Origin of the sequence: Lacrimispora amygdalina (assembly GCF_003432035.1) — a bacterium.
Lineage (GTDB): Bacteria > Bacillota > Clostridia > Lachnospirales > Lachnospiraceae > Lacrimispora > Lacrimispora amygdalina.
In genome coordinates this window covers 20,527-47,324 of sequence record NZ_QOHO01000063.1, presented here as the reverse complement: position 1 = coordinate 47,324, position 26,798 = coordinate 20,527, and the positions used below count along the sequence as shown (strand labels likewise).

Here is a 26,798-nt window from a genome sequence, read left to right as displayed (position 1 = left end):
GCCGCAAGGCGCACACATAAAGAGGGTATGCTCAGTCAGATTATGAGCCATACCCTCTTTCCTTATTTCTGTAAAAAGTCAACCGCTTTCCACCGTTCCACCTCTGCATCTGTACCAAGAACAAAATGCTGCCCGGCTATATGATGTTTTGAACCTGCCGGATAATCAATTCCCATTCCTTTCATATCATAGGTAAACGACATCCGGCTTCGTTCTGATACAGGATCCGGCTTTGGAATGGCAGACAGCAGAGATCTGGTATAAGGGTGAATCGGTCTGGAAAATATCTCTTCTGTTGTACCCGTTTCCACCATATGCCCCAGATGGAGAACTCCGATTCTGTCTGAAATGTATTTTACCATGGATAAATCGTGAGCGATAAATAATATGGCTGTCTTCGTCTGCTTCTGAAGCTCTTTCATTAAGTTTACTACCTGTGCCTGAATGGAAACATCCAGTGCACTGATGGCCTCATCAGCTATAATCAGTTCCGGTTCCATAATAAGAGCTCTTGCAATCCCGATCCGCTGCCTCTGGCCTCCTGAAAACTGATGGGGATAACGGTTGGCATGTTCCCTGGAAAGGCCCACCATTTCAAGAATCCGGTATACCTTTTCCTCCCTTTCCTCCGGCGTGGAATACATGTGGTGAATATCAATACCCTGAGCAACGATATCCAGAATTTTCTTTCTTGGATTTAAACATGCCATAGGGTCCTGAAAGATCATCTGCATATTGGTTCTTAGATGCTTTGTCTCTTCGGCGGAAAGTTTTCCAGATATCTTAGCCCCCTGAAACCAGACCTCTCCGGAAGTTGGCTCATACAGTCGAATCACAGATCTTCCGATGGTGGACTTTCCGCTCCCCGATTCTCCCACCAGACCAAAGGTTTCTCCAGGATAGATCTGAAAGGATACCCCATCTACAGCTTTTATGGAAAACTTTCTTCCAAGCTTAAAATGCTGCTTTAAATCCCGGACCTCCAATAATGGTTTTTTATTCTCCACTTAGTACCACCTCCTCCCGCATTCTTTTAATCCTTTCCTGTAATGCCTCCGGCATTGGCACATCGGGTGCATTTTCATGAAGAAGCCAGGTTGCTGCATAATGAGTCTGGGTAACCTGAAACATTGGGGGCTCAAGGCGGTAATCTATGTTTAGTGCAAACCGGTTTCTTTCTGCAAATGCATCACCCTCTGTTTTATTTAACAAATTAAAGGGACTTCCGGGAATGGTGTACAGCACCTCATCATCCGTATTTAAATCCGGCATTGCAGATAATAAGCCCCAGGTGTAAGGGTGTTTAGGATCATAAAAGATCTCTTCTGAAAGTCCTTTTTCCACCACTTTTCCCGCATACATAACCGCCACATAATCAGCCACTTTTGCCACAACTCCCAAATCGTGGGTAATATAGATGACAGAGATTCCCGTCTTTTTCTGAATCTCCTTAATCAGCTCCAGGATCTTAGCCTGAATGGTCACATCCAAAGCTGTAGTCGGTTCATCACAGATCAAAACCTCAGGATCACAGGACAGGGCAATTGCAATTACGACTCTCTGCCTCATCCCTCCGGAAAGCTGATGTGGATAGCTCTTCATTCGCTTTTCCGGCTCTGTAATCCCTACCAGATCAAGAAGCCTCACCGCCTTTTCATACGCTTCCTTTTTACTGGTTTTATAATGATAACGCATTCCCTCCATAATCTGACTGCCAATGGGCATGGTAGGATTTAAGGAAGTCATGGGATCCTGAAAGACCATTGCAATCCGTCTTCCGTTTATCCGGCGGCGCATCTCTTTTTTGCTGAATGACAGCAGATTCTCTCTCATCTCCTCCCCCTTCTTACGGGAAGTGAAGTCAATTGTCCCACTTTTTATTTTTCCGTTGCCACTCAATATTCCCATAATCGCCTTCACAGTCACTGATTTACCAGAACCTGATTCCCCAACAATAGCAAGCGTCTCCCCCTGATATAAATCCAGATTGACTCCTCTGATGGCATTTACTTCACCGGCAGAGGTCTGAAAAGAGATGGATAATTCTCTGATTGACAAAACCTTATCTTTGTTCATAATCTGCCTCCTACATCTCTTTCATTTTGGGATCAAACGCATCTCTCAGTCCATCTGCCAGCATGTTAAAACTAAGCATAATAACTGCCAGAACCACCACCGGGGATATGATCATATATGGATGGGTAGTAAAGGACTTAAATGCATCGCTGATCAGTGAACCAAGAGAAGCTAACGGCGCCGGGACACCCAGGCCTATAAACGCCAGGAATGCCTCTGTAAAGATCGCATTTGGAATGGAAAACATGGACATAATGATCAGCTGGCCAAAAATGTTGGGAAGTATTTCTTTGAAAATCAAGTAGAAATCTCCCGCTCCTAATGTCCTGGAAGCAAGTATAAACTCCTGTTCCTTCAGCTTCAGCACCTGGGCTCTTGCGACCCGGTTCATACCTATCCAGCCAGTAATGGCAAGTGCCAGTGTGATGGTTGCAAGCCCAGGTTTCAGCACCAGCATCAAGAGCGTAACAATGACAAGGGTGGGTATTCCATTTAAAATTTCTGCAAACCGCTGCATGGCATTATCCACTGTACCTCCGAAATATCCGCTGATCAGACCGTAACTCATACCAAAGCACATATCAACAAGAACAGCAATCAATGCAATATAGAGAGAAATTCTGGTACCCATAAATGTCCTGGTGAATATATCTCTCCCCAGTACATCCGTACCAAACCAGTAATAAGTATTCTCAAGCCCGGTGGTTTTTTTAGGATCTGTGTACCGGTTCACTGTTACTTTACCAGTGGAGGTACTTATAGTTTCCGAACCATCCAGAATTCCCCATCGTTCCAGAACCGGAACTCTGGGAGCAAGATTCTGGTTTGCTATAATCTGTTCATTGTATGTATAACCGTTCATATAAGGACCTGCAATAGCCATGAAAATAACAAAAATAATAGCAATGAAACCGGCTGCCGCTCCCTTATTCTTCAAAAAGGAGGAAAGGACATCCTTCCAGTAAGACTGTGCAGGATAAACCCGGTCAATTCCTATGCTGTGGTTTTCTGCCGGTAAAAAGTCATCCGGCTTGAATTCAATAGATACTGTTTCCTTATTATGACTGCTCATAGTCATCCTCCTTTGCCAGCCTGATTCGCGGATCAATGAGACCATATAAAATATCCACAGCAAGCATGATTCCGATATACATGGCACTATATATAAATGCCAGGGTTACGATCACATTGTAATCATTGGACTGGATGGCCGTAACCAGAAGGCTTCCGATTCCAGGAATGGAGAATATCTTTTCCACCACCAGAGAACCGGTCATCAGGCTGACAACAAGCGGTGCCAGGACTGTGACAATGGGAATAAGCGCATTTCTTAACCCATGAATCAGTATGAGCCGCCATCCGGGAAGTCCTTTGCTCTCTGCAAGCAGCATATAATCGGAACCCAGGACCTCCAGCATTTCCGTTCTTGTAAACCTGGCGACTGTTGCCACAGTAAACATGGCTAAGGAAATGGTGGGAAGAACGGAGGATTTCACCGCTTCCTGCTGCTGATACAATAGAGGAAACCATTTAAAATGGTAACCAAGAGTATAAGACAACCCCAGTGCAAACACATAAGAAGGAAGACTGACACCAAGAACAGATATAACCGTTGTTATGGTATCAAAGATAGTATTATGTTTCAAAGCTGCTATGAGTCCCAATACCAGTCCCACCACAGTTCCAAGTAAAACTGCCTGCCCTCCGATTCTGATTGAAATGGGAAGTCTGGTTGCTAAAAGTGTGGTAATTGACGTATTCTTCGAAATAGTATAGGATACCCCAAAGTCGCCGGAAAGCATGTTTTTTACATAGTTAAGGAACCGTATAAATACCGGTTTATCCAGACCGTATTTGGCATTCAGCAGCGCCACCTGAGACTGGGTTAGTTTTTCATCATTGAACGGGGAACCAGGCATCAGTTCCAGCATCAGGAACAAAATAAGCAGGATCGCCAGCAAAGTTGCCGCCGAAATGCAGATTCTCTTTACAATATATCGTTTCACAAACGTTACCCTCCCAATTTAAGCTGCCAGAGGAATAACAGGCAAGGCCTGCAACCCCTCCGGCAGCCAGAATATAAAACCCGCAAAGTCTTATTTCTTAGTTGTATTCTTAAAATAACGATTGATCGCGATGGAGTGGAATTCCACACCCTCAACACCGGTCTTCTGCATCACTGCATTCCCCTTCTGGTAAACAGGGAAAATAACTGCATTGTCACAAACGATTTTTTCTGCACCGATTAAAGCTTTCCATCTTGCAGCGGGATCAAGTGCAAGTTCCCCTTTCTTGGCAGACTGGATGATGGAATCATATTCCTGATTAGACCAGAATCCATAGTTGTTTGGGCTGTCGGTAATCCACATATCCAGATAGGTCATAGGGTCTGCATAGTCTGGTCCCCAGCGGGTAAGACCAATCTCAAATTCACCTGCCTGCATACGCTCTACACGATTTTTCTTTGGCATCTGCTCTAAGTTAATAGTAATTCCGGGAAGTGTGGTCTGAATCTCTGACTGAAGGAACTGTGCCACATTGATGGCAGATTCCGTATCTTCTACAATCATGGTATAGGTCAGGCTCTCCACTCCCAGTTCTTTTTTCGCCTCTTCCCAGTATTTTAAAGCTTCTGCCTTATCCGTCTTAAAATAATTGCTGCCTGCATCCTCCCGGTAATCCTTTCCATCAGGACCAGTTGCCAGAAGGGTTGGAACTGCAAAGTACGCAGGTATAGATCCATCCTTTAAAATATTTGCACAAACAGCCTCTTTGTCAAAACAGAGAGATAAAGCCTTTCTTAAATTGAGATTCTCAAGACCTGCCACTTTGGTATTGGGTGACATATACCATAAATAACCTGCCATGATATTCTTAAATTCCGGATCAGCCTGGAACTGCTCCACCTGCTCACCGGAAAGTGTAACTAAATCTAAATCTCCGTTCTGATATGCAAGCATTGCCTGCTGGGAATCCTTAATAACCTGATAATTGATTCCCTCAAGCTTTACCTTATCTGCATCCCAGTAATCCGGATTTTTCTCCAGCGTAATGGTAGTAGCAGCCGGTTCGTAGGCTGTAATCTTAAATGGTCCGTTTGACAGCAGCGTATCCGGTGTGCTTGCATACTGGTCACCGCACTTGGTGAAAAATTCTTCATTTACCGGATAGAAAGTTGGGAAAGCCATCAGAGATTCAAAAAATGGTACCGGTACGTCAAGCTCTACTTTCAGTGTCTTATCATCAACCGCAGTCACTCCCAGCTCTTCCAGAGGTTTTTCTCCCGAGTAGACTGCATCCGCATTCTTAATACCTGCGATTCCTACAATAAAAGCGTATTCACTGGCTGTTACCGGATTAACTGCCCTTCTCCATGCAAATACAAAATCCTTAGCTGTGACAGGCGTTCCATTGGACCATTTTGCATCTCTTAAATGATAGGTAAGCGTCAGTCCATCTGCACTCTTATCCACACTCTCTGCCAGTGCCGGTACTGGATTTCCGTCTGCATCTAACTCATAAAGTCCATCCGTAGTATCCGCAATTACTTCAAATGAGGTCCCATCGGTAGCAATCTGTGGGTCCATGGAAGCGACCTCCACATCAATATGTACATTTAATGCATTTCCTTTTGCTGCTTTTGCCGCCTCTGTCTGAGCTGCAGCCTGGGTTGTGCCTGATGCTGGCGCTGCGGGTTTGGAATTCCCACAAGCGGTTAAAGACCAGACCATTAGTCCCGAAATCCCCAGTGATACCATTTTTTTCATGGCTTTCTTCATTTAACTACCTCCCAATTCTATTAAATTAAAAAAACAAAGGCATCTGGCAGAATTATTTCCTGTTCAGACACCTTAGTCTTAATTTTCTATAACTTTATGATATTTTCCCATATTTGTCAATAGTTTTCCAACTTTTCTCCATATAATAAAATCAATAAGTTAATATTTCAATCACTTACTTTATATAAAAAGATTATCTCCTAAATAAGCCAACAATACCGGTACTTTTTCTATATAAATATGCTGATATAAATAAAATAAGACGCAGAATCTTATCAATTCAACGTCTTGCTTTCATTCCCTTACGTTTCCAGACCGAAACGTTCTTCCAACATGTTTCTTAGAATATCCACGATACCGCCCGCATCAACTCCGGTCTCATCAACGGTAATATCCGCATATTTCTCATAATAAGGGATCCGTTCCTCATACAGATCCTTTAATGTCATTCCGTCTTTCAGCACAACACCCCGGTCCGTTAAATTCCCCAGCCGTTCCTCCACTGCTTCATAGCTGAGTTTTAAGTAAACCACTGTGCTGATCTTCTTTAAATGCTCCATGGCTTCCTTTCCGTAGATGACGCTTCCACCCGGAGCAATGACGCTGTTATGGACGGAAAGTTCTGCATTCACCCGGTTCTCCACATCAAGAAAACCTTCCTGTCCTTCCTCGGCAATAATCTCTTTTAACAGCCTTCCTTCCTGCTCCTGGATTACAATATCCACGTCAACAAAGGAATAGCCAAGACGCTTTGCCAGAAGAACGCCTACCGTACTCTTCCCTGATGCCGGCATCCCGATTAATGTGATGTTATCAAGATTCTGGTTCCTTCTCATTTCCTTTTCCTCCTGTCCTTTGACTTTTTCTCCGGCTTTCTGACCGAATAGCCAAAGCTACCCACCTTTTTTCCCAGTTCAAAATATTCCCCGTGGGAATAGGTAATCAGCTTAGACTGATTTAAATGAAATTTATTCTGCTCATCCATATACCGGCTGTCTACCGTCACGCCCACTACTTCAGCCAGAAAGAGATCATGACTTCCAAGCGGTTTAATCTCCGTAACCTTACAGGAGAGAATCACGGGACTTTCTGCTATTCCAGGAACCCCGATATTGGTTAAGGAACAGGGAGTCAATTTCATATCAGCAAATTTATCCACGTCTCTACCTGATTTCACGCCGCAGTAATCCGCTGCCCGCACCAGATCTGCAGTTACCAGATTTACTGCAAACTCACCCGTTTCCTTTATAATATCGTAGGAATAGCGCTCACGCCTGATTGAAACAGACAGCATGGCAGGAGAAGAACAGATCGTCCCGGCCCAGGCTATCGTAATGATATTGGGCTTTTCTCCCTGACGCATACAGCTCACCATAACAGCAGGTACCGGATAAAGCATATTTCCAGGCTTCCAGTCTGTCTTGCCTGATGGCTTCACCAGTCCGGACTCTCTGCTATTCTTATCTTTCATGAATCCAGCCTCCCATTATTCCTGTACTGCCAGCATAATTGCGGGTATCAGCTGTTTTTTTCTGGATACAACACCCGGGAGACTTACCAGATGGTCTTCTCCGTTTTCCTGTGCATCTTCTGCCCGGAACGCTGTTGTAATCAGCTGTTTTGCGCCCTGTCCCTCACAGAGAAGTTCTGTAGATTCCGTAAGAATATTGGTCAGCATGAAAAACATCATGTCTACCCCATGCTCCTCTCTTGCCTTTTTCATATAGGGAAGCATTCTCTCTTTTAATTCATCCAGCTCTTTGGTGTTTAAAGAACTGATCTGTCCCACTCCAAAGTTCACCTTTCCAAATGTAAACTTCTTAAAATCCTGATAAAATATCTCTCCGTCTGTCTTTCCTTTTAAGTTGCTTCCTGCCGCAAACATGGATGAAGCATACTTTTCCACCTGGATTCCGGCAATCTCGGCAAGACTCAGAGCCGCCTTCTTATCCGCTTCTGTGCAGGTGGGAGAACGAAACAGAAGAGTATCGGAAATAATCGCGCTGCATAATAAACCGGCAATTTTCGGTTCAATCTCCGCATGATTCTCCTGATACATCTGGTATATGATCGTAGCCGTGCACCCAACCGGCTGGTTGCGGAAGAAGACAGGAGCTATGGTTTCCACAGTTCCCAGTCTGTGATGGTCAATAATCTCCAGAACTTCAGCACTTTCCATTCCCTCAACTGCCTGGGACCGTTCGTTATGGTCAACCAGTATCAGACGTTTGCCTTTTGCACCAAGGAGATTCCGGCGTGAGATCATACCTTTGTATTTTCCATTCTTATCAAGTACAGGGAAATCACGGTGGCGCTTGCTTGCCATCACATCCTTTATATCATCAATGTGATCTTCTACTTCAAAAGTAATCAGTCCGTCTGTCTTCATAAAATAACTGATGGGAATACTCTGATTTACAAGGCGGGCAGCGGTATAAGTATCATAAGGAGTAGTCATAACTGCACAGCCGCGTTCCTGTGCCAGTTTCTTTATCGTCATGGAGACTGCTGCTCCTTCACATACAATAATACAGGCAGCCTCCATCTCAATGGCGCAAAGCTGGGATTCATAACGGTTTCCTAAAATAACCAGGTCACCTTTTGCAATATAGTATTCCATCATGTCGGGGTTGGCAGCGGCAATTAACACCTTACCATTATTAAAATAATCTCCTGTTTCACCGACTACCATGTTTCCTTCCAGAGTCTCCACAATATTCGCATACTGGGTATTGGCTTTGGAAAGAATGCTGCTGTCATATACGTTCATATAGGATTTGGCAATATCACCTACCGTAATAAGACCCTCCAGCATTCCGTCATCAGTCACGGCAGGAATAGTCACAACATTGGCCTCCTGCATTATATTCCACGCATTTTTCAAAGAAAGGTTTTTCTTTACTCCACGGGTCTCCCTTATCTCGATATCCAGCACCTGAGTCTTCACATTCTCAATCAGTTCCGGAGGTTCCACCCCAAAATAATTAAGTACAAACTGGGTTTCTTCGTTTACCCGCCCAGCTCTGCCCGGCTGATAATCTTCTTTCGTCAGCAGCCTTTTTAAATTGGCATAACAGACAGCTGAACAGATCGAATCTGTATCCGGGTTTTTATGTCCAATCACAATTGTTTTTCTGTTTCTACGGTTCTCTTCCATGCTTTCCTCCTTTATTTCATAATCTGTTTACACAGCGTTCATATTGTGTTCACATGTGTTTTTTATACTAATTGTATAGAAATCAAACAAACAAAAACGCTTAAATAGTCAAATTGCACATAGATTTTTCATAATTGCCCCGACTGCCTGGCAGCCGGGGTCTCCTCATTTTACAAGGATTCATCCTTTGTGAAGTATTCCCATTATATCATAATTTAGTAAATTGTAAATAAGCGTTGGCAGCTGCTAACGTGCTTTTAGTGAGAACATTTCCCTTCCAACGCAAAAGGAAAGCAGAGAGAGCGTCCATTCTCCCTGCCTTCCTTTTCTGTTACAGCATCATCAGTCAAGAATCAGTCTTGCCGCCCCGTAGATACCGGCATCATTCCCCAGTGTTGCAAGAACAATTTTGCTCTTGCTTTTTGATATGGGGGTAAATGAATCATAATGACGGAATATTTCATCAATGAGAAATTGTCCTGCCTTTGATACTCCTCCGCCTATAACAAAGACTTCCGGATCTATGACCATGGAAATCTGAGCCAGCGTAAGACCAAGATAATGACCAACTGTGTCCATAACAGACTTTGCCAGTTCATCTCCTGCCTTGGCTGCATCCAGCACTTCCTTGGCAGTTACGTCATCTCCGAAGTCCCTTAAAACAGATGGTATTTCTGTAGAAGCCATTTTCCGCCTTGCTTCTCTTGCAATACCGGTGGCGCTTGCAATCTGTTCCACGCAGCCTACACCGCCGCAGTTGCAATGCTCCGTCTCTTCATCCCGGATATGGATATGACCAATTTCCCCTGCCAGTCCATGTTTGCCGGAAATGATCTTCTGTCCCAGGATTACACCTCCGCCCACGCCTGTGCCCAGAGTGACCATAACTATGTCTTCGTAGCCTTTTCCACCGCCCTGCCACATCTCTCCCAGAGCTGCTACATTGGCATCATTTCCGCAGAGCACGGGAATTCCGTCCAGCCTGCTGCTCAGTTCTCTTCCCGGATATAAATCACGCCAGCCTAAATTAACGCAGACCTCCACATATCCGTCAGGCATAACCGGACCTGGAACCCCCATTCCTATGCCTTTGACCTCATCAAGAGAGATATTATGCTTCTTAAGCGTCTCCAGAATGGAAGCAGATACATCATCCAGAATGTATCTTCCGTTCTCTTCCGTTCTGCTTCCAACCTCCCACTTATGAAGAAGTTCCCCTGTTGTTTCAAATATTCCGATCTTAACAGATGTTCCTCCCACATCTATGCCAACACACTTTTTTCCCATGTCCAGATACGCTCCTTTATGCTTTTGTATCACAGCCGAAGTATAATTATAAGGATTTTGCCACTTCCGCTACATGCTCAGGGGTAAATCCAAAATGGTCAAATAACAGATTTGCCGGTCCGCTGGCTCCAAACCCGGTCATGGTCACATAAGCGCCGTCAAGGCCTACATATTTACCCCAGCCAAAATCACTTAATGCTTCCACTGCCACACGTTTTCTTACTGCCTTTGGAAGTACGGATTCCTTATACACTTCACTCTGTTCCTCAAATAAATCCATACATGGCATGGAAACTACGCGGACTTTTCTGTCAGAAAGAAGAGCTTTTGCCTTTACGGACAGTTCCACTTCTGATCCGCTTGCAATAAGAATCAGATCCGGTGTTCCATCGCAGTCGTCAATTATATAGCCTCCCTTTAATGCCTCTTTGCTGCTTCCCGGCATAGGAGTCAGATTCTGTCTTGTGAGAACCAGAGCAGTAGGTGTCTTTTTGGAGGTCAGTGCGGAGTACCATGCTGCTTCTGTCTCTGTCTCATCACAGGGACGGAATACATGGAAGTTCGGCAATGCCCGTAACATGGCAAGCTGCTCGATTGGCTCATGAGTCGGTCCGTCTTCGCCAACGCCAATACTGTCATGCGTGAATACAAAGGATAACGGAACTCCCATCAAAGCGGAAAGACGTGCCATTGGCTTGGTATAATCACTGAAAACAAAGAAAGTGGATACATAGGTACGAAGTCCGCCATGAAGCATCATACCGTTTCCGATCGCTGTCATTCCAAGTTCCCGGACTCCAAAATGCATGTTTCTGCCGCTTCGGTTTTCCTTACTGTAATCACCCATATCCGACATATTTGTCTTGTTGGAAGGTGCCAAATCCGCAGAGCCGCCGATTAAGTTCGGCATATAGGTCTTAATTCTGTTTAATATCTGTCCGGATAAATTTCTGGTAGCATCTGCTTTTTCAGGTTTTTTCCAGAAATCAGCGCATGCTTCAATGGATTTTTCTGCTGCATCCGGATCGTGATAAGCATTCCACAGTTCTTCCATGTCAGGATACTCCTGGCAGTAAGCTGCGAACATCACATTCCATGCAGCTTCTGTTTCCGCCTTTTCCTCAGCCAGCTTTCTATAATGACTGTAAACCTCCTCCGGAACATAGAACGGCTCCATAGAAGGCCATCCCAGGTTTTCCTTTAATGCAGTGATATTGTCTGCACCCAGAGGCTCTCCGTGAGCACTTGCTTTTCCCTGCTTTGCAGGACAGCCATACCCAATCTGGGTCTTTATGGTGATAAAGGACGGATGTTCGGTATCAGCCTTTGCATCTTCAATTGCACGGCCAATCGCTTCTAAATCGTTTCCGTCTTCAACTGTAATGATCTGGAAACCAAATGCCTCCATACGTTTCTGTACATTCTCTGTAAATGCAATATCTGTACTTCCTTCAATGGAAATCTTATTGGAATCATAAATAACGATTAATTTCCCCAGACCAAGAGTTCCTGCAAGGGAAAATACTTCGGAGGAGATTCCTTCCATCATGCAGCCGTCTCCGCCCATAACATAGGTATAATGATCAACTACCGGATAGTTGTCCTTGTTAAATACCGCAGCAAGATGGCTCTCGGCAATTGCCATACCGACTGCCATACCCATACCAGCACCAAGAGGGCCTGTGGTTGCTTCAACACCAACCGTATGGCCATACTCGGGATGTCCCGGGGTTTTAGAACCAAGCTGGCGGAAATTCATCACATCTTCCCTGGATAAATTACCGTATCCGAACAGATGGAGCAGAGAATACAAAAGCATGGATCCATGACCTCCGGATAGAACAAAGCGGTCTCTGTTGGCCCATGTCGGGTCTGCCGGATTATGGTTCATGTGATTTGCCCATAATTCATATGCCGCAGAGGCACAGCCTAATGGAAGTCCCGGATGTCCGGAGTTGGCTTTCTGGATTGCATCGGCAGAAAGGATGCGGATTGCATTAATTGACATAGTATCGATGTTGCTCATTGGTATTGTCCTCCTATTTGTAATCTTATTTCTTTCATGTTTTGGGGTCCTGTCACGATCAGAGTATTGGGAAATCTGCCGTTTCGGATTTTCGATATGGGAAAATCAAATGTACCGGAAAACTTAAGCCTTCCTGACATATTATAGACTCTGCAAGAGTCTTCATTATACAAAATTACCAGGTTTCCGTCAATATCGGCATGCGTATACTGATATTGGAAACCACTGGTAAACACCGGATTCCCATTGGATTTATATACATTAAGCTTATAAGGATTTTCCCCTTCAGGATTGTCCAGAATCATTCCCACATACTTGTCCGAATAAAATACACTTTTAATTTCCTCCTCTGCAGGCACCTGCTTAATCAGTTCCGGAGAAAGCGCATTCTTCGTGGAATAAAACGAAATACCGTTATCTGCAAATGCGCAGGAATATGTATCATCAAGAAATCTGACCTGTGCTACTAGTGTTGACTCATAAGGTTCATCAAATCCCCCCACAAGCCTGTCCGGTACGCTTTTCCCAATTTCTGCAAAATTATGAAAAGCAACCCTTCCATTCATGGTTCCATTCTTTAAAAATGCATAGGATCCAATCAGCTGTGTTCCATCAGGAGATAAACTGATATCTACCGGATAACCGGAATCGCCTCCTAAAAGAGCCTTAATCTTCACATCCAGAGAGCTTCCATCCCGTTTATAAAAATACACATAATTGGAAGTAGTATCTTCTAAGATTGCCGCTACTACACCGTGAGCAGATACAGAAGCCTTTATAATGGGAAGCACAGTATTAGCCACTCCGGTATTTCCTGTCTTATCAAAGATATAGATCGAATTCCCCTGCTGATCCGCAATAACCGCGTAGGGACCGTTTACACTGGCAACCGGTGATTTCATCTCATAGCTTTGTATCCATACCTCTTTTCCCTCAGCATCTATATACGAAGCCCCATCTTTGCTGTATTTCAGCACATTGCTGCCGAAATTTAAATATCCTACATAGCTTCCCTCATTCAGCGTTTTTTCCCAGATGACACTGTATCCAGTATACTGACAATAGTTAAAATATGTATACAGACTGACTGCCCCTGCACACAGGATAAAAAACACCACCAGAAAAATCTTTAATTTTTTCTTTTTCACCTTAGTGCGGGCTCTTTTTATGATTTCATTACTGTCCTCGTCCTTTTGCGGTGAAGCCGGGACAATCTGACGCCGCAGCTGGTCTTTCTTTATCTCTCTGTTCATAGAGTTCATATCGCTCATGCAGTTTCTCCTAAAAATGCCCATATATAATTGTAGTATACATCAAATCAGAGAGAAACGCATTAAGTTTTTCTATGGAAGACGCAATTTCTGACCCGCAACTATCTTATTTTCGTCCTCCAGCCCATTCAGCTCACATATTTCCTTTAATTTATTGACGTTGTTGTATTCGGCAATACAGATCCCATACAACGTTTCCCCTTCTACCACTGTATGCGTCCGCTGGCCGTCAGCTGCTGCAGCCTCCGTCGCAGGAGAAGTCTCAGGCTTTGCTGCCTTTGTCACGGTTTCTTCCGTAATTTTTGGGGCCGCGGCCGTTGTTTCTGCCGCTGCAGCCGTCTCCCCGGCTGATTCCCCAGCCTGTGCCGCGGTCTGCGCCTGTGAAGTTTCCGGCATGGTTTCTGACATCGTTTCCTTATTGACTGCAGAAGTTGGATAAACCTCTCCGTCTGCTTCCTCTACTATAACTCCGGATTCCTTTTTTCCGTCTTTCTGCTGAGCCTTATCACCCAGCAGGAGTTTTTCAGCTTTGGCAGGAATTGCAGATACTACCACGCTCTCCATACTGTCCATCTGTTCATAGTTGTTAAACATAACAATTCCGCCAGCTAATATGACGACTGACATGGCCATGCACATGCCCCGGAGAAGTCCGACAGTCTGATGCCTGTCCGCTGCTTCTTCCTTATTCTCGCCCATTCGCTTGCGGAATTCTTCAATTACCTTATCATTTGTATCGGTTTCGATACGTTTTACATCCTTACGCAGTACCATATAGTCCTGCATCATCTGATTTCGTTCATAATAGATACTGTACCCCTGAAGCTTGTAAAAGCCATCCTCCGAGGTTACATAAACTGTTTCATCTCCTTCTGTTCCACAGCTTAAATACATTAATTTGTTGGGACCTCCAAAATACTGCATATGCTGCTTCCAGTAATTCAAAGGACTTAAATCATCCCCGGGACTTCCACATAGAAACCAGCCCTGTATGGACCGTTTGGGAAAAAGCTGTTCCATATTTTGGGAAGCTCTTTTCCATGACAGTTCTGTAAAAGATACCTTCCGGCCATCCTCTGTTACATCCTCCATCTCAAGCGCTCCGTCAATAAAGATATATGGAGTCCCGTCATTTAATTCCATACTTCCTAACAGAAGTCCAACCCGCAGCCTTTGTCCGCTTACAGGGTACAGACGTTTTAAATATGTGTTAACATAATCCTCTACATATAATTTTACGATTTCATCCCTCTCCCCAATCTGTCTGATATTTTTCGGCAGTTTTGGGAAAGGATTGTATAATTCATCCATTGGATCACCCCGCTATTCTATTTAATCCAATGAATCATAGCATATGGTATTTAAAAAACGTGTCAAAGAAAGTACGTATTTTCCCATAACTTTTCGACAATACAGATGCTGCTGCTGATGCAGTCCGCCATGCGCATGACAACAGAAAGCCGGATACTTTGAAGCATAAGGGGATCGTAATTTCCGCAGCTTCCCACAATACCTGTGATAAATATATCCCCAACAGCCCGAAGCTCCTTGCTCACTCCAAGGCCTGGTTTTAACGCTCCTTTTCCAAGGGTAATATAACCAATATGCTCTATATTTCCTACCGAAGCATCCACTGCCACCACCACATGATTGGGGTATCGCAGTTTCAAAATTGTCTGATACGTTTCTAAATTCATGGCATGAACCGGACGCTCTAACGTACCCAGTATCTCCAAATGTTCCAGTCCCATTTCATTTAGCTTATAACCAATTAAGGGCCCAAGGCTGTCTCCCGTGGAACGGTCGGTGCCGATACATAAAAACAGCACACCGGCCGATTTCCCATTCTCCTGCTCCGAGCATATCATGTTGTAAAGTCTGGATGCAAACTCCTCTGCTTCAAAGGTCTGCCTGGTGTCGTAATAAAAAACATCCCGATTTCCCCGGATCGCAATTCTTTCCCATAATTTCATAATATACTGCCCTGCTGTCCTTATTTTTCTCTGTTCTATTATAAGCCGGGTTTCCTGGAATTATTCACCCCATTCCTTTAGAAAAATGCAAAAAAAGTACAGGCCTGCCACTTGCCCCGGCAGGTTCCTGTACCTTCATTTTAGTCTTTCATGGTATTATAAATTTCCTTGGCCTCACTGATGGTTAAGGCCTTTCCCATTCGTATAATATCAGCCAGCTGGTCAAGCTTTTCCGGGATCATAAATTCAGATCCGATATAAGAAGCATAGTTATCATTGATAAACAGTGTCTGTTCCTTAACCCGTATCTGAGCTTCCTTCCAGTTATTGACCGCGTCTTCATGCTCTTTCTCAAGCTGCGAAATCTTCTCTCTCTTGCTGCTGGCGATCTCATCGGAAATAATGGTACTTGTCACCTTATCAAATGTATTTAATGCTTCCTGCTTCTTATCTGCAATATCAGCAAGATCCTGTTCTGTCTTAGCTATCTCATCATCGAACCGTTCCAGATTATATACGGTCTCATTCCGGTCCTTTTTTATAGAACGGACAATGGAACGGAGCTTTCTCCGGTTGGACTTTATCGAATTTTTAATCGCTCTTCCTTTTTTTAACGCCTCCGGATGTCTGACTCTTGTCCGGTTATTAATCAGTATATAAATTCCTCCAAAAAGCAGAATGGACACAAAATAGATACCTGCCAGGTAAAATGCTTTTCTTTCGGGTATCAGAAAATAGATCCCGCAGGGAATGGCAAGAAAGAAAATGAGCGCAGTAAAAAAAAGTATGATAAATTCAGAAAATCCCCTGGTAAAAAACAGCGCGTAATACCATGTGCTTCTACAGTAGGACGGAACATGATCCCGTTTAAAAACAGATTTTAACTCAGAAAAGAGCTCCCTGTTTTTGTCCTTAAGCTCCTGAGTCTCTTCTTCAATCCGTTCCTTTACTCCCTGGGTTTTCGCTTTCTCCCGCTTGTTCCTTAAGCGCTTTAAATGGTCCTGTTCCTTAGCGATCTCCCCGTCATAGGTATCGTTAATCTCCTGGATCCTCTTTTTCACCGTAAGGCTGATGGCATCGGTCACAGCCTTTCTCTCTGCTTCCAGTTCTCTTAAAAGACTCTTTTCTTCCAGACGGTATTTCTCCAGCAAACTCCTGCTTACCGATAGTTCCTGAACGGCTCTGCATGCCTCTCCAAGAAATCCAACCTGATCTTCTATAGGCTGTGCCATCTTTTGTCTTCCTCCTTCGGTTTTTCCTCTCACAATTTTATCATAGGTTGATTGGTTTTACAATGTCCTGTATTTCTTCCTTGCCATATTCCTGCACATAATGCTATAATCGTTTCAGAAAAATACTGCCGTTTAACCGAAATTTGTCAGATAGAAGGGAAAATCATTATGTTTCGTATGTGGGCAAAATTAATAAACAACACACGGATCGTTAAGGATACAGTCATATGCATCTCCGATTACAGTCTGTCCAGGACTTCCATGGTCTTTCAGTCTCTGGAGGAGATCTGCTATCAGTTTGATCTTGGAAAGCCCATATGGCTTGATTCCACCGTTAAGGAATTTAAAATTCATTCAAAAGCACGATTTACTCAGGATAATTTTATGGAACCAATTGATTTTGATTTTCTTGAAATACAGATTATAGAAGAATAATATTTATTCGCATTAAAAAAGTCCTCCACTTTAGCAATCCTCCAATAAGGATGTTTACGAAAATCATAATTGTTTAGCCAACAGCCAGACGATTACCGATGAATTGTAAATGATCTTTATTGGAGGATTTGCTTTATGGCAAAATTTGAATTTGAATACACAGAGATTGATGGGTTACTGTACCCCAACATTGAGATTGACGGAAAAGCCGAACTTGCTGACTTGGGGAGATATGGATGGCTTCGCTTGAACTATCTGTGCGAACAGAAACCAGGTATGTATCGAGAACTGCTTCTCACCGGCAAGTTGGCAGAACATTGTGCCAGCATTGACAAAACTGCCTTTGAACTGGCGGAACGAATCCGTGCTGATTATCTGAGGAAACACCCCATGCCTGAAGATGATACTATGGAGCGCATTCGCTTATCCGAACAAGCGCAGGAAATTGCAGACGAGATTGTGACAGCCCAAATTATCTGTATTTAAGCAAGAATACCGCCAAACACTTTTACAACGGTGTCTGGCGGTATTTTCGCTTTAGCCTGTAGCTTTTTTATTTCTGTTCCGGTACCCGGAGTACATCGCCGGGATGGATGAGGGAGAATCGGCCTTTATTGTTCAGCCGTTCCAATTCAGCCATCGTACAGTTAAACTTACGGGCAATCGTCCAGAAACTGTCGCCTCGCTGTACCGTGTAGGTGGAATAAGTCCGGTCTTTCGGCACATCCGCCGTCACACCGTACTGGTCGAAAGTATAGGTCGTGCCGCCGATGTCCTTTTTCCCAATGATGGGCTTGCCATTTTCATAATACATCCATTGGCCGCTGTCGTTCATTGACCAGCCTTGGGCTGTGTCGTTGAAAATTGCCAGTTCCACGAAGCGCCGCAACACCGCCGAAACCTCAGCGCGAGTGGCCGTTCCCTGCGGGTCGTAGAGATTATTTCTCTTACCTTGGATGATGCCTGCCATCTGGATGCGCTTTACGGAAGAAGCCGCCCATGCGCCAATTTTGGCGTTATCGGCAAAGGTGTTCTGTGCGTGAACTTCCGGCAGCTTAAACCCGATCGCCGTGGCATACCTGTCCATAATAACCGCCATCTGCTCACGGGTCACAAGGCCGTCAGGGTCGAATTTGTCGCCGTCGATGCCGACCAGTATGTTGTTTTTTACGCCCCATTCGATATAGCCCATGTAATAGGCATTGGCTTTCACATCGGTGAAGCTGCTCTTTGTATAGCCGCTCACGTCGGCGTCTGCCAAACGTCCGAGCGCTGTTACAAACATACCCCGTGTCATAGAACCGTTTGGGCTGAACGTGGTGGAGCTGGTGCCGGTCATGAGGCCACGGTTTGCGACAAAGAGAATATCATCCTTTGCCCAATGACCGTCAATGTCGGTAAAGTTGAAGCTGGCTTTGTAGGCTATACCGTAGGTAGAGAAATGGCTGGTGGAAAACACCACTGTTCCGCGCCTTGCATCATAACTGGAATCGGTGAGATAGATCACTTTGCCTTTTGCGTCCACATACACGGCATAGACATTGCCCGCAATTTCGCCTTTTTTCAGGGTGTAAGGAATCTCCACACTGACACTGCCCTTGCCAAAGTCGGTTACGGACTTGCCGCTGCCGTAGAGGGCTTTGAGGTCATATGCAGGACGGTTGCCGATGGCGGACTTCGCATCGCCGGACAGCTTTGCGTTGTCTATGCGGGTAGCGGAAAGCTGTACGTCGGCCTTTGCCTGCCGGTTGATCTCCATCACCGCCGCAAGGTCAATGCCGATGGTAAGATCGGGGCGGTCAATAACAAGCTGAACGCTGGCAATCTTGTTGTCGATGACCTGCTCCTGTGTAGTCTTGGGCAGATTGACCGTCACGGTGTTGGCATCCCTCCCGCCTGTGGTGACATGGATCACCGCCGTGATGTCGCCTGCATTAACGCCTTTTTTTGTCGCCTCGGCCTTTGCGTCTGCAATGGCATCAGTGATATTCTTGTCGGTCAAGCTGACGTTGGCGTTGCCCTTACCGTCCACTGTGGCCTTGTTCTCCGTATTGCCGGTAACAGGCTCGGTGGGCTTAGTGGACGGAGCAGGTGTATTGGAACCACTGCCGGAGCCGCCACCATTACCCCCACCACCGCCAGTTCCTCCTGTATAGGGAGTTGCCGTGATGGTGATAGTTTTCTGCACGGTTGTTTCGCTTTGGCTGCCCTTGGACACCGTGATGGTAAAGGTGTAGCTGCCATTTGTGCCGCCGGGATTTGTGGATGTTCCCGCAATCGGCGGGGTGTAGCTGATTTGATTTATGGTGACTGCAACGCTACCGTTACTCACCGCCGTTTCTGCGGTTGACTTCAAAGCGGTCTTGATTGTGTTCTCATTGGGTGCCGTCGCTTGGGTCATGTTGGCATAGCTTGCGCTCTCGGCGGCGGTTTTCGCCGCGGCGACGATTGCAATATCCGGGTCAGGAGCAACATTCACGGTCATGGAAAGGCTTTTACTGTCATTCACGCTGCCCTTGGAGAGTGCAACGTCATACTTCCCGGTTCCGCTGTTGTAGGTAACAGTTGCGGTCACCCCTGCGGCATTCCCGGAAAGCAGACCATTCACATAAGCCTGCACGGCGGCTGTTTTTGCCGTCTGATCTGCGCCGAATGCGACATTGACCGTTCCGTCAACCAAAGCCGTTTTTGCCGCGGAGACTGCCTGTGCATCGGTAACACCGGTATAAGGCGTTGCCGTAATAACAATGGTTTTCTGCACAGTGGTATCACTTTGATTGCCTTTGGATACCGTAACGGTAAAGGTGTAGCTGCCGTTTGTACCGCTGGGATTTGCAGGAGTTCCCGCAATCGGTGCGATGTAGCTTACCTTGTTTATGGTGACCGTAATATCGCTGTTATTGACCGCCGTTTCCGCAGTATTTTTCAGTGCCGCTTTAATAGCGTCCTCATCGGTTGCCGCAGTCTGAGTCATGTCAGCATAGCTTGTACCCTGTGCAGCGGTTTTCGCCGCAGCAACGATTGCAATATCCGGGTCAGGAGCAACATTCACTGTCATGGAAAGGCTCTTGCTATCATTCACGCTGCCCTTGGAGAGTGCAACATCATACTTCCCGGTTCCGCTGTTGTAGGTAAGAGTTGCGGTTACCCCTGCGGCCTCCCCGGTAAGCAGACTATTCACATAGGCTTGTACTGCGGCTGTTTTTGCCGTCTGATCTGCACCAAAAGCAACATTGACCGTTCCATCAACCAGAGTGGTTTTCGCCGCGGCGACGATTGCAATATCCGGATCGACAGTCACTGTGTAGCTGACCGTGTTTGAGGCGGCGGCGGTGTTGTATGGGGTGGCGGCGTACTCGGCGGTCAGGGAACAGGTTCCCGTACTGTCGGGCGTCCATGTAAAGACGGCTACACCACCGGTATTCAGGTTTGCCGTGCCCAGATCTGTGCCACCGTTCTTAAAGGTAATCGCCTGCCCATTTACACCGGGACCGGTAAAGTAACCTGTGAGGGTCGCTGTCAAAGTGATGGAGCTACCCACAATTTGCTGGCTTTCGGGAGATGCCGTCAGCGCAAGGGCAGTCGTGTTGCCAACTACATTTAGAGTCACCTCGTTGGAGTAGACTGTGCCGCCCGAATAAGTTGCATAATAGCGCAGCTTATAGGTAGCCGAGGTGTCGAGCGGAAGTACTCCTCCCTCCGGCCAATTTGTCCAACTGCCAGAATCAACACAGCTCTGCCAGCCTTTCTCTGTAATCAGAATACCGTCCTTTGTTGTTACTGTGGGGGCCGTAAGCTCGCTCAGCGCAAGGTTATGTCCTGCCGTAAAAGAGCCGGAAATAGACAGCGTGCCGATGACGGGCACGGGCACCGCAAGCTGCACGGTATTACCTGTGCCATTTTGGATCAAGTAGCTGCTGTTGTCGCTGTGGAAATAGGCGCTGTAATCGGCGTTATTATCGTCGGTGATGGCAACGGGGGTATCCCCTGTGGGGGCTGTATTTGTGCTAACACCAATTTGCGCACCGTTTGTAAGAGGCGTGCTTATACGAATCCTTTGAGTGGTTATGTGCAGATTACTAGGCGTTTCGCTTCCGCTTATGACTACTTTATTGCCTGTGATTTTTGCTGTGCCGCCTATTGACATAATGGCAGAATACGTATACATACCGCCCCCTAGCATCACACCACCGGAACTGGAGTAAGCGCTGCCTGTTGCGGTATTGTCGGTAATGCTGCCACCTGTCATGGTAAAGCTACCACCACTAGGGGAATTTGCATAAGGCACGCCCACACCGCCGCCCCATATTGCCGTGTTGTTATGAATGCTGCCATCTTTCATGGTAAATACAGCATTGTTCGCTACAGAAACACCTCCGCCTGCACTGGAGTCAGATACCGAATTATTAGCGATATTTCCGCCATTCATAGTAAAGCGCCCATACTCCTGCACACTCACGCCACCGCCGTTGAAGCTGCTATTACCCCCGGTGATTGTGCCCTGATTGGCAACGGTGGTTGTGCTGCTGTCGCAGAGGGTCAAATCGCCGCTCACTTTGAGAACCATACCATTTTGTATTGCAGAAGTAAGCCCACGGTTAACGTCAAAGCCGTTTAAGTCAAGCACGGTGGTCTTGCCCGCCGCAAAGTCCAGCACGGCAGTGGTGTCCACGTCACCTTGCAGCTTGATGTACGCACCGCTGTTGGCGTTGGCATAGGTCATGGCATCCCCAAGCGTACCGGAGCCAATCCATGTTGTGGGCGCAGCCCCGTCGCTTCCCGCCACGCCCCATTGGGCTTGGGGCGGGGCAATTTTGACGTACTTATAAGTGTTGCTCGTGCCATAAACGTTTGTATCGAGGGTGACGGCGGTCGCGCCGTCGCCGCTTCTATTGGTCGAGGCGGTCGCCGTATGACCTGTGATGGTCAGCGGTTGAATGAAAAAAAATGCGCAAGTGTTTCCTGTGGCGGTAACGGTGGAGTTGGAAATCGTGGCAGTCAATACTGCAACTAGGCCATAGCTGCCCCTTGTGCCGTCGCCGCCGTTTGCCGTAACGGTGGAGTTTTCAATAGAAAGCAAGCCTTGATCGGTGCATATGCCAAAGCTTTCACCTTGCGTGCTTCCGCCGGTGCCTGTGACGACAGCGTTTTTAATAGAAAGGCTACCGGTATTAACATAGATGCCAGAGGTGTTTTGGTCATCTGTAATTGAGCCCGCCGTGGCGTTTACCGTGCAGCCCTCGATTGTCACTCCCGTTGTTCCCCGAATGCCAAAGGATTCACCTGGGGTTGCAAAGGTGTTGGTGACGGAAAGGCTGTCGGTCGATGTCGATGTGCCTTTAATGCTCAGTTGACCTTCGGTGTAAATCCCGGCGATCGAAAAATCGCTGTTCGCGCTGAACCCAATGGTGTTATTTCCGTGAAGGACAATATTTAAGTCGCCGGATTCCTTGAAGATGCCGCATGTCCGGCTGCCGCCGCCGCTTAGGCTCTGCGTTGCACCTGTAATATTTGCGCCGTTTAGCGTCAGTGTGTTGGATTCCTCGTCATAGGTGACGGTGGGCGTGCCGCTGTCACCGAGCACATTGCTTGCGTTTTCGTCGGTGACCTTGGTCGTGCCCACCCATAAGTCGGTGGGTACAGCCCCACGCATTAGCATCATACGAGGCTGCGCACCTACAGTCACGGTGATTTCCGGCAGCTCTGCACTCACCTTGTAGCCCTCTATAACTGGCGTAAATACATAATCGCCGTTTTCATTTCCGTTATATTCTGGCTCAGATGTCCATGTAACCGGAATATCCGAGGCCGTTACGTTCCATTCAGGTTCGGTCACCTCGTCTGCCTTTTCCTGTTCACCGGAATCTGTTGGAGTGGCAGAGCCGGGGGTGGCCTCTGTCAAATTGTCCGGGTTTCCTGAATCCTGTACGGCTTCCTCTATTGTGCCGCTATTGGCAACCACGGCTGCCCTCACCGTTGCCGTCAGGCTTTCAGGAAGTTCCAAATCCTCAACGGATGTGCCAATCGGAACTGACATTTCTGTTTCGTCAAGCGGGGCAAATGCAATAATTTCTTCGCTTACGCCGATTGGCGTGCCCGCTTCTTCCGCCATAGCCGAAATCGGCAGCAGGGTCAGCACCATGCACACCGAGAGCCAAATACTTAAAATTCTCTTTCTCACGTTATCTTTATCCTCCTATTTTGATATTTTTTTCGGCCAGTAGCATATGCCCACATCGAGCGAACGGGGCTTGTCCAAATGAAAATCGGCACACCGGCAATACCAGCACTGCTGTAAGCCCTCCGGTGTATCGGCTCTCGGCTCAAAAGCCGGACAAACCTGCTTGGGCCACACATTGCCCTCTGCATTGGGGACAGAAAGGGGCGTATCTTCCTGCCTGCGCCGACGATTTTCCATCATATCACACTCCTTTCGCTGAAAAGTATGCGGATTTTTCTACAAGTTACAGTCAAGAGGTTACCACGAGAGAAAGAAAAAACGAGCCTTTACACTTAAAAGGCTCATTTTTACACTTAAAAAACTCATATTTATTTGAAATTTGCTCTTGACAAACGGAAATCTCCGTTATCTCACACCAACAGGCGCACCCGAAAAACACCGTTTTCGATGTTGTAAATCAGCTCTCCGTCATACTTTTTTGCAAAAGCAATAACGCTCTTACTACCAATTCCGTGATCCTCCTGACCGGCAAGAGGATAACCGTTTCCATCAAGGGAAGTATCCGACCCACAGGGGTTTTCCATCTCCAACAAGAGCCGTCCCACGCCTTTACAGGTAAAACGGAGATAGAGCCTTGTGCCGTCGGTAATCCTTCCACAAGCCTGAATTGCATTTTCCAAAAGGTTTGACACCACCATGGAAAACTCCAAGGAATCCACGGTTAGCTCCCTTGGAATATCCAGTTGGGTCTCTGTGGAAATACCCGCTTGCTCTGCGAGTGCCGCATAGTGGCAAACAGCGGCGTTGACAGCGGGATTTTCGCAGTAGACCCTGCTAATTTTTTGCGTCATTTGATTTTGACTTTGCAGCAAAGCGGTGGCCTCACCGATTTTCTCCTGCTCTAAAAGCTCTAAAAGCACATTGTTAAAGTGGCGGCGGTCATGGGCAGCTCGGCTGTTCTGTGCCGACACTTCCTCCATGAGCTCCAGTCGCCGGGACATGTTCCCTGCGGCCAGTTGCAGATACTCCCGCTCCGCCTGCATCTTTTGGTTTTCCTCACGCATGGCATATTGCTTTGTTATGGTTTTGAGCGAATGGATAATAGAAATATAGACCGATAAGCCTAAAAGGATGAGAAGCATCAGCGGTATGTAGTTTTCGCTCAGCCTATCCCTGATATCACCGCCAAAAAGATAGCTCAAAAAGCAAGCAAACAAGGAAACGGCGGGCAATATGTAGATGTGCCAATAGTCCAGCACAGTGCGATACAGCTTTGATACCTGCTTGCGAAACACAACAATGATCATTGAAAATAAAATCAGGCGCACATACGAATTTCCATACATCGGTCTTGGAAAAACATCAGCCCATATATAGCTTAAAAACACCACTGCGATATAAATATTGAGTATCGTAATGTAGTTAAAGCACCACTGCATGACCTTGTCGGTGAAAAGCGGCTTTAAGGCGACCCCAATCACCAATAGCATAACAAGGTCAACATAAAATACTGCAGTATAGTTTTCAGTACGGTAAAAGTAATAGTTGACACCGATATTGGCAGCTAGTACGATCGCTGTTGCAAAAACATACACGGATTTGCTTTTGTATTTGGGTGTAGCCATGACGGAAAGCAAAAGTATGAGCATGATATCGGTGACAATGGCTCGAAAAAAATCAGGGAAAAGTGAAGTCATGTTCGCACCTGCCTTGCCATCAGAAAGTTCATGTATTGATCCCGTACCGACGTATATTGCTTTGCCGCTATAGGCACTATCTTGCCGCCGTATAACGTGAAGTTATCCTTGGCGAACCGCTCCACCCGGCGCATATTGATAATAAACGAGGTGTGGCATTGCAGAAAGTGCCTGTCCTTCAAAATAGATGCACAGTATTCTGAAAAATTCTCACGAAAGGTGCGGCTGGATACTTCTTCGCCGTTTGCCAAGCTAAAGATGACAGCGTGGCTGCGGTATTCACAGCAGATAATATCTGACAGCTTCATTACCCGCAGGCTCTCTGCTGTTTTGACGGCAAAGGTCTGATCTTCCGCAAGGTCTGCTTTAGAAATGGCGAGGGTTAGTGTATCAAACAGCTGCTGTTTTTCAATCGGTTTAATGAGGTAATTGATAGGGCTTGCCGCATATGCCTGCAGAGCAAACTGCGGTTCCGTGGTAGCATAGACAATCTGCGCCTCACGGTTAAAATGGCGAATTTCTTTACCAAGCTCAATTCCATTGACCATGGGCATGACAATATCCAGTATGTAGAGATGAAAAGTTTCGGTTTCAATGGAGGTCAGTAATTTATCAGGATGAGAGAACTCTTTCATCTCTGCTTCCAATGCATGTGTGTCAAGATATTCTGTTATGTATTTGTTGATGACTTCCAACTCTCTTGGCTGGTCGTCGCAGATGGCGATCTTCAACATAGGCTACACCTCCTTGTCGGAACGATTTTCGTCACTGCTGCGCATCCATCGGTCAATCTCATCCTGTCTGTATCGCCAGAACTTCCCAACCTTAACAGCGGGAAAGTTTTTTGTTTCTATCCAAAACATCAATGTCTGACGGCTGATACTTAAATAAGCACACACCTCTTTTGTGGTCAACCACCTATCCTCATTCTGCATCGAAAACTCTCCTTTATGCAGTATACGCTATCTATTATAGCAAAAAGAGACGAAATTACAATATATTTGTCTTGTTGTGTAATGTTGAGTAAATCTAGATATTGGCTCTTGAGTGTATAGCTTCTAGATTATAACATCTAAAGATATGGGTTTTTATTTATACATCGTCATATTACTTATTTTGCACTATTTACACAAGCTCATATAAGCAGTTTAGATTCAAGGGGACTACATACGGCTTTATATCGCAATAACTGCTGTTTACAAACTGTTTACAAGCTTCAATTTTTGCAGTAAAATAAATTCATAACCATGAACCTTGACAAATGAACATCGTATCCCGCAATGCAACGTGAGCATTGGGCGAGCGACAAGCCGAAGGGCGCTGACGGGTTTTCATATCCGGCGATAAACCTTGCGGCTGTTACTGCTGTATGGTACAGCAGGATTGCAACGACCCCGGTGCGTAATCATGATACTTCTGCCATGGCGGCAGGCCTGAAAAAGGGCAACATGCATCACCCTGATTTGAGAAAGAATCGGGGGCGGCTGTTATGGGATTTGCTTGACCAGCAAATCGGCATTGTGGACTGGAAAACCTTTTTATTACACTTTTATTATTTTATGAATGTCAGATTTTTAAAAAGAAACAGCCGGTTCCAAGGGGATAGTATGTTCATTTGCAAAATAGACTTTTTGACTGAATAGCTCTGTGCGATTTTTCGTACAGAGCTATTTTTGCGTCTGTT

22 protein-coding genes are annotated in these 26,798 nt (G+C 45.9%); 3 read left to right on the top strand and 19 right to left on the bottom strand.

Annotation, left to right across the window (positions count from 1 at the left end; genetic code table 11):
* Nucleotides 1-62: 62 nt before the first annotated feature.
* From DS742_RS18850 to DS742_RS18785, 14 genes are all read right to left on the bottom strand, one after another.
* On the bottom strand, nt 63-1,007 hold the full coding sequence (locus DS742_RS18850) for an ABC transporter ATP-binding protein (protein ID WP_117418522.1): 945 nt from the start codon (nt 1,005-1,007) through the stop codon (nt 63-65).
* Nucleotides 997-2,076 carry an ABC transporter ATP-binding protein gene (locus DS742_RS18845; protein ID WP_205692774.1) on the bottom strand — a complete coding sequence of 360 codons (1,080 nt, stop codon included), beginning with the start codon at nt 2,074-2,076 and terminating at the stop codon, nt 997-999. Before DS742_RS18845 ends, DS742_RS18850 begins: the two co-directional genes overlap by 11 nt.
* 10 nt (nt 2,077-2,086) lie before the next feature.
* Nucleotides 2,087-3,148, bottom strand: a complete 1,062-nt coding sequence (locus tag DS742_RS18840) for an ABC transporter permease (protein ID WP_242996613.1) — start codon at nt 3,146-3,148, stop codon at nt 2,087-2,089.
* Complete coding sequence (locus tag DS742_RS18835) at nt 3,135-4,082, bottom strand: ABC transporter permease (protein ID WP_117418519.1); 948 nt, start codon at nt 4,080-4,082, stop codon at nt 3,135-3,137. The genes DS742_RS18840 and DS742_RS18835 overlap by 14 nt, the downstream gene beginning before the upstream one ends.
* A gap of 90 nt (nt 4,083-4,172) precedes the next feature.
* On the bottom strand, nt 4,173-5,855 hold the full coding sequence (locus DS742_RS18830; RefSeq protein WP_117418518.1) for a peptide ABC transporter substrate-binding protein: 1,683 nt from the start codon (nt 5,853-5,855) through the stop codon (nt 4,173-4,175).
* Nucleotides 5,856-6,157: 302 nt separating this feature from the next.
* The gene (locus DS742_RS18825; RefSeq protein WP_117418517.1) at nt 6,158-6,691 is read right to left on the bottom strand and encodes a shikimate kinase; all 534 of its coding nucleotides are present in this window, start codon (nt 6,689-6,691) and stop codon (nt 6,158-6,160) included.
* Nucleotides 6,688-7,326 (bottom strand): flavin reductase family protein, encoded by a 639-nt coding sequence (locus DS742_RS18820; RefSeq protein WP_117418516.1) that lies wholly within the window; start codon nt 7,324-7,326, stop codon nt 6,688-6,690. Before DS742_RS18820 ends, DS742_RS18825 begins: the two co-directional genes overlap by 4 nt.
* 15 nt (nt 7,327-7,341) lie before the next feature.
* A complete protein-coding gene (locus tag DS742_RS18815) occupies nt 7,342-9,012 on the bottom strand; it encodes a putative manganese-dependent inorganic diphosphatase (RefSeq protein ID WP_117418515.1) in 1,671 nt (556 codons plus the stop codon).
* A gap of 342 nt (nt 9,013-9,354) precedes the next feature.
* A complete protein-coding gene (locus DS742_RS18810) occupies nt 9,355-10,299 on the bottom strand; it encodes an ROK family glucokinase (RefSeq protein WP_117418514.1) in 945 nt (314 codons plus the stop codon).
* 46 nt (nt 10,300-10,345) lie between these two features.
* The gene (tkt, locus tag DS742_RS18805) at nt 10,346-12,325 is read right to left on the bottom strand and encodes a transketolase (protein ID WP_117418513.1); all 1,980 of its coding nucleotides are present in this window, start codon (nt 12,323-12,325) and stop codon (nt 10,346-10,348) included.
* Nucleotides 12,322-13,596 (bottom strand): DUF5711 family protein, encoded by a 1,275-nt coding sequence (locus DS742_RS18800; protein ID WP_117418512.1) that lies wholly within the window; start codon nt 13,594-13,596, stop codon nt 12,322-12,324. The genes tkt and DS742_RS18800 overlap by 4 nt, the downstream gene beginning before the upstream one ends.
* A 72-nt stretch (nt 13,597-13,668) precedes the next feature.
* A complete protein-coding gene (locus DS742_RS18795; protein ID WP_117418511.1) occupies nt 13,669-14,907 on the bottom strand; it encodes a LysM peptidoglycan-binding domain-containing protein in 1,239 nt (412 codons plus the stop codon).
* A gap of 62 nt (nt 14,908-14,969) precedes the next feature.
* On the bottom strand, nt 14,970-15,569 hold the full coding sequence (gene yyaC / locus DS742_RS18790) for a spore protease YyaC (protein WP_117418510.1): 600 nt from the start codon (nt 15,567-15,569) through the stop codon (nt 14,970-14,972).
* Nucleotides 15,570-15,709: 140 nt separating this feature from the next.
* Nucleotides 15,710-16,801: a hypothetical protein gene (locus tag DS742_RS18785; RefSeq protein WP_117418509.1), complete on the bottom strand. Its 1,092-nt coding sequence runs from the start codon at nt 16,799-16,801 to the stop codon at nt 15,710-15,712.
* A gap of 168 nt (nt 16,802-16,969) precedes the next feature.
* Here DS742_RS18785 and DS742_RS18780 point away from each other — a divergent pair, with 168 nt between their 5' ends.
* Nucleotides 16,970-17,236, top strand: coding sequence for a hypothetical protein (locus DS742_RS18780; protein WP_117418508.1), 267 nt, complete (start codon nt 16,970-16,972; stop codon nt 17,234-17,236).
* A gap of 135 nt (nt 17,237-17,371) precedes the next feature.
* Nucleotides 17,372-17,722 carry a TnpV protein gene (locus DS742_RS18775; RefSeq protein WP_117418507.1) on the top strand — a complete coding sequence of 117 codons (351 nt, stop codon included), beginning with the start codon at nt 17,372-17,374 and terminating at the stop codon, nt 17,720-17,722.
* 67 nt (nt 17,723-17,789) lie between these two features.
* Here the strand turns inward: DS742_RS18775 and DS742_RS18770 are convergent, their stop codons facing one another.
* From DS742_RS18770 to DS742_RS18750, 5 genes are all read right to left on the bottom strand, one after another.
* The gene (locus DS742_RS18770) at nt 17,790-23,417 is read right to left on the bottom strand and encodes an S-layer homology domain-containing protein (protein ID WP_117418506.1); all 5,628 of its coding nucleotides are present in this window, start codon (nt 23,415-23,417) and stop codon (nt 17,790-17,792) included.
* Between the two features lie 15 nt (nt 23,418-23,432).
* Nucleotides 23,433-23,657 (bottom strand): hypothetical protein, encoded by a 225-nt coding sequence (locus tag DS742_RS18765; RefSeq protein WP_242996611.1) that lies wholly within the window; start codon nt 23,655-23,657, stop codon nt 23,433-23,435.
* 170 nt (nt 23,658-23,827) lie between these two features.
* A complete protein-coding gene (locus tag DS742_RS18760; RefSeq protein ID WP_117418504.1) occupies nt 23,828-25,114 on the bottom strand; it encodes a sensor histidine kinase in 1,287 nt (428 codons plus the stop codon).
* Complete coding sequence (locus tag DS742_RS18755; protein WP_117418503.1) at nt 25,111-25,848, bottom strand: LytR/AlgR family response regulator transcription factor; 738 nt, start codon at nt 25,846-25,848, stop codon at nt 25,111-25,113. Before DS742_RS18755 ends, DS742_RS18760 begins: the two co-directional genes overlap by 4 nt.
* A gap of 3 nt (nt 25,849-25,851) precedes the next feature.
* Nucleotides 25,852-26,049: a helix-turn-helix domain-containing protein gene (locus DS742_RS18750; RefSeq protein ID WP_117418502.1), complete on the bottom strand. Its 198-nt coding sequence runs from the start codon at nt 26,047-26,049 to the stop codon at nt 25,852-25,854.
* 345 nt (nt 26,050-26,394) lie between these two features.
* On the opposite strand from DS742_RS18750, the gene DS742_RS18745 reads away from it, so the two are divergent.
* Complete coding sequence (locus DS742_RS18745) at nt 26,395-26,757, top strand: hypothetical protein (protein ID WP_117418501.1); 363 nt, start codon at nt 26,395-26,397, stop codon at nt 26,755-26,757.
* Nucleotides 26,758-26,798: the final 41 nt, after the last annotated feature.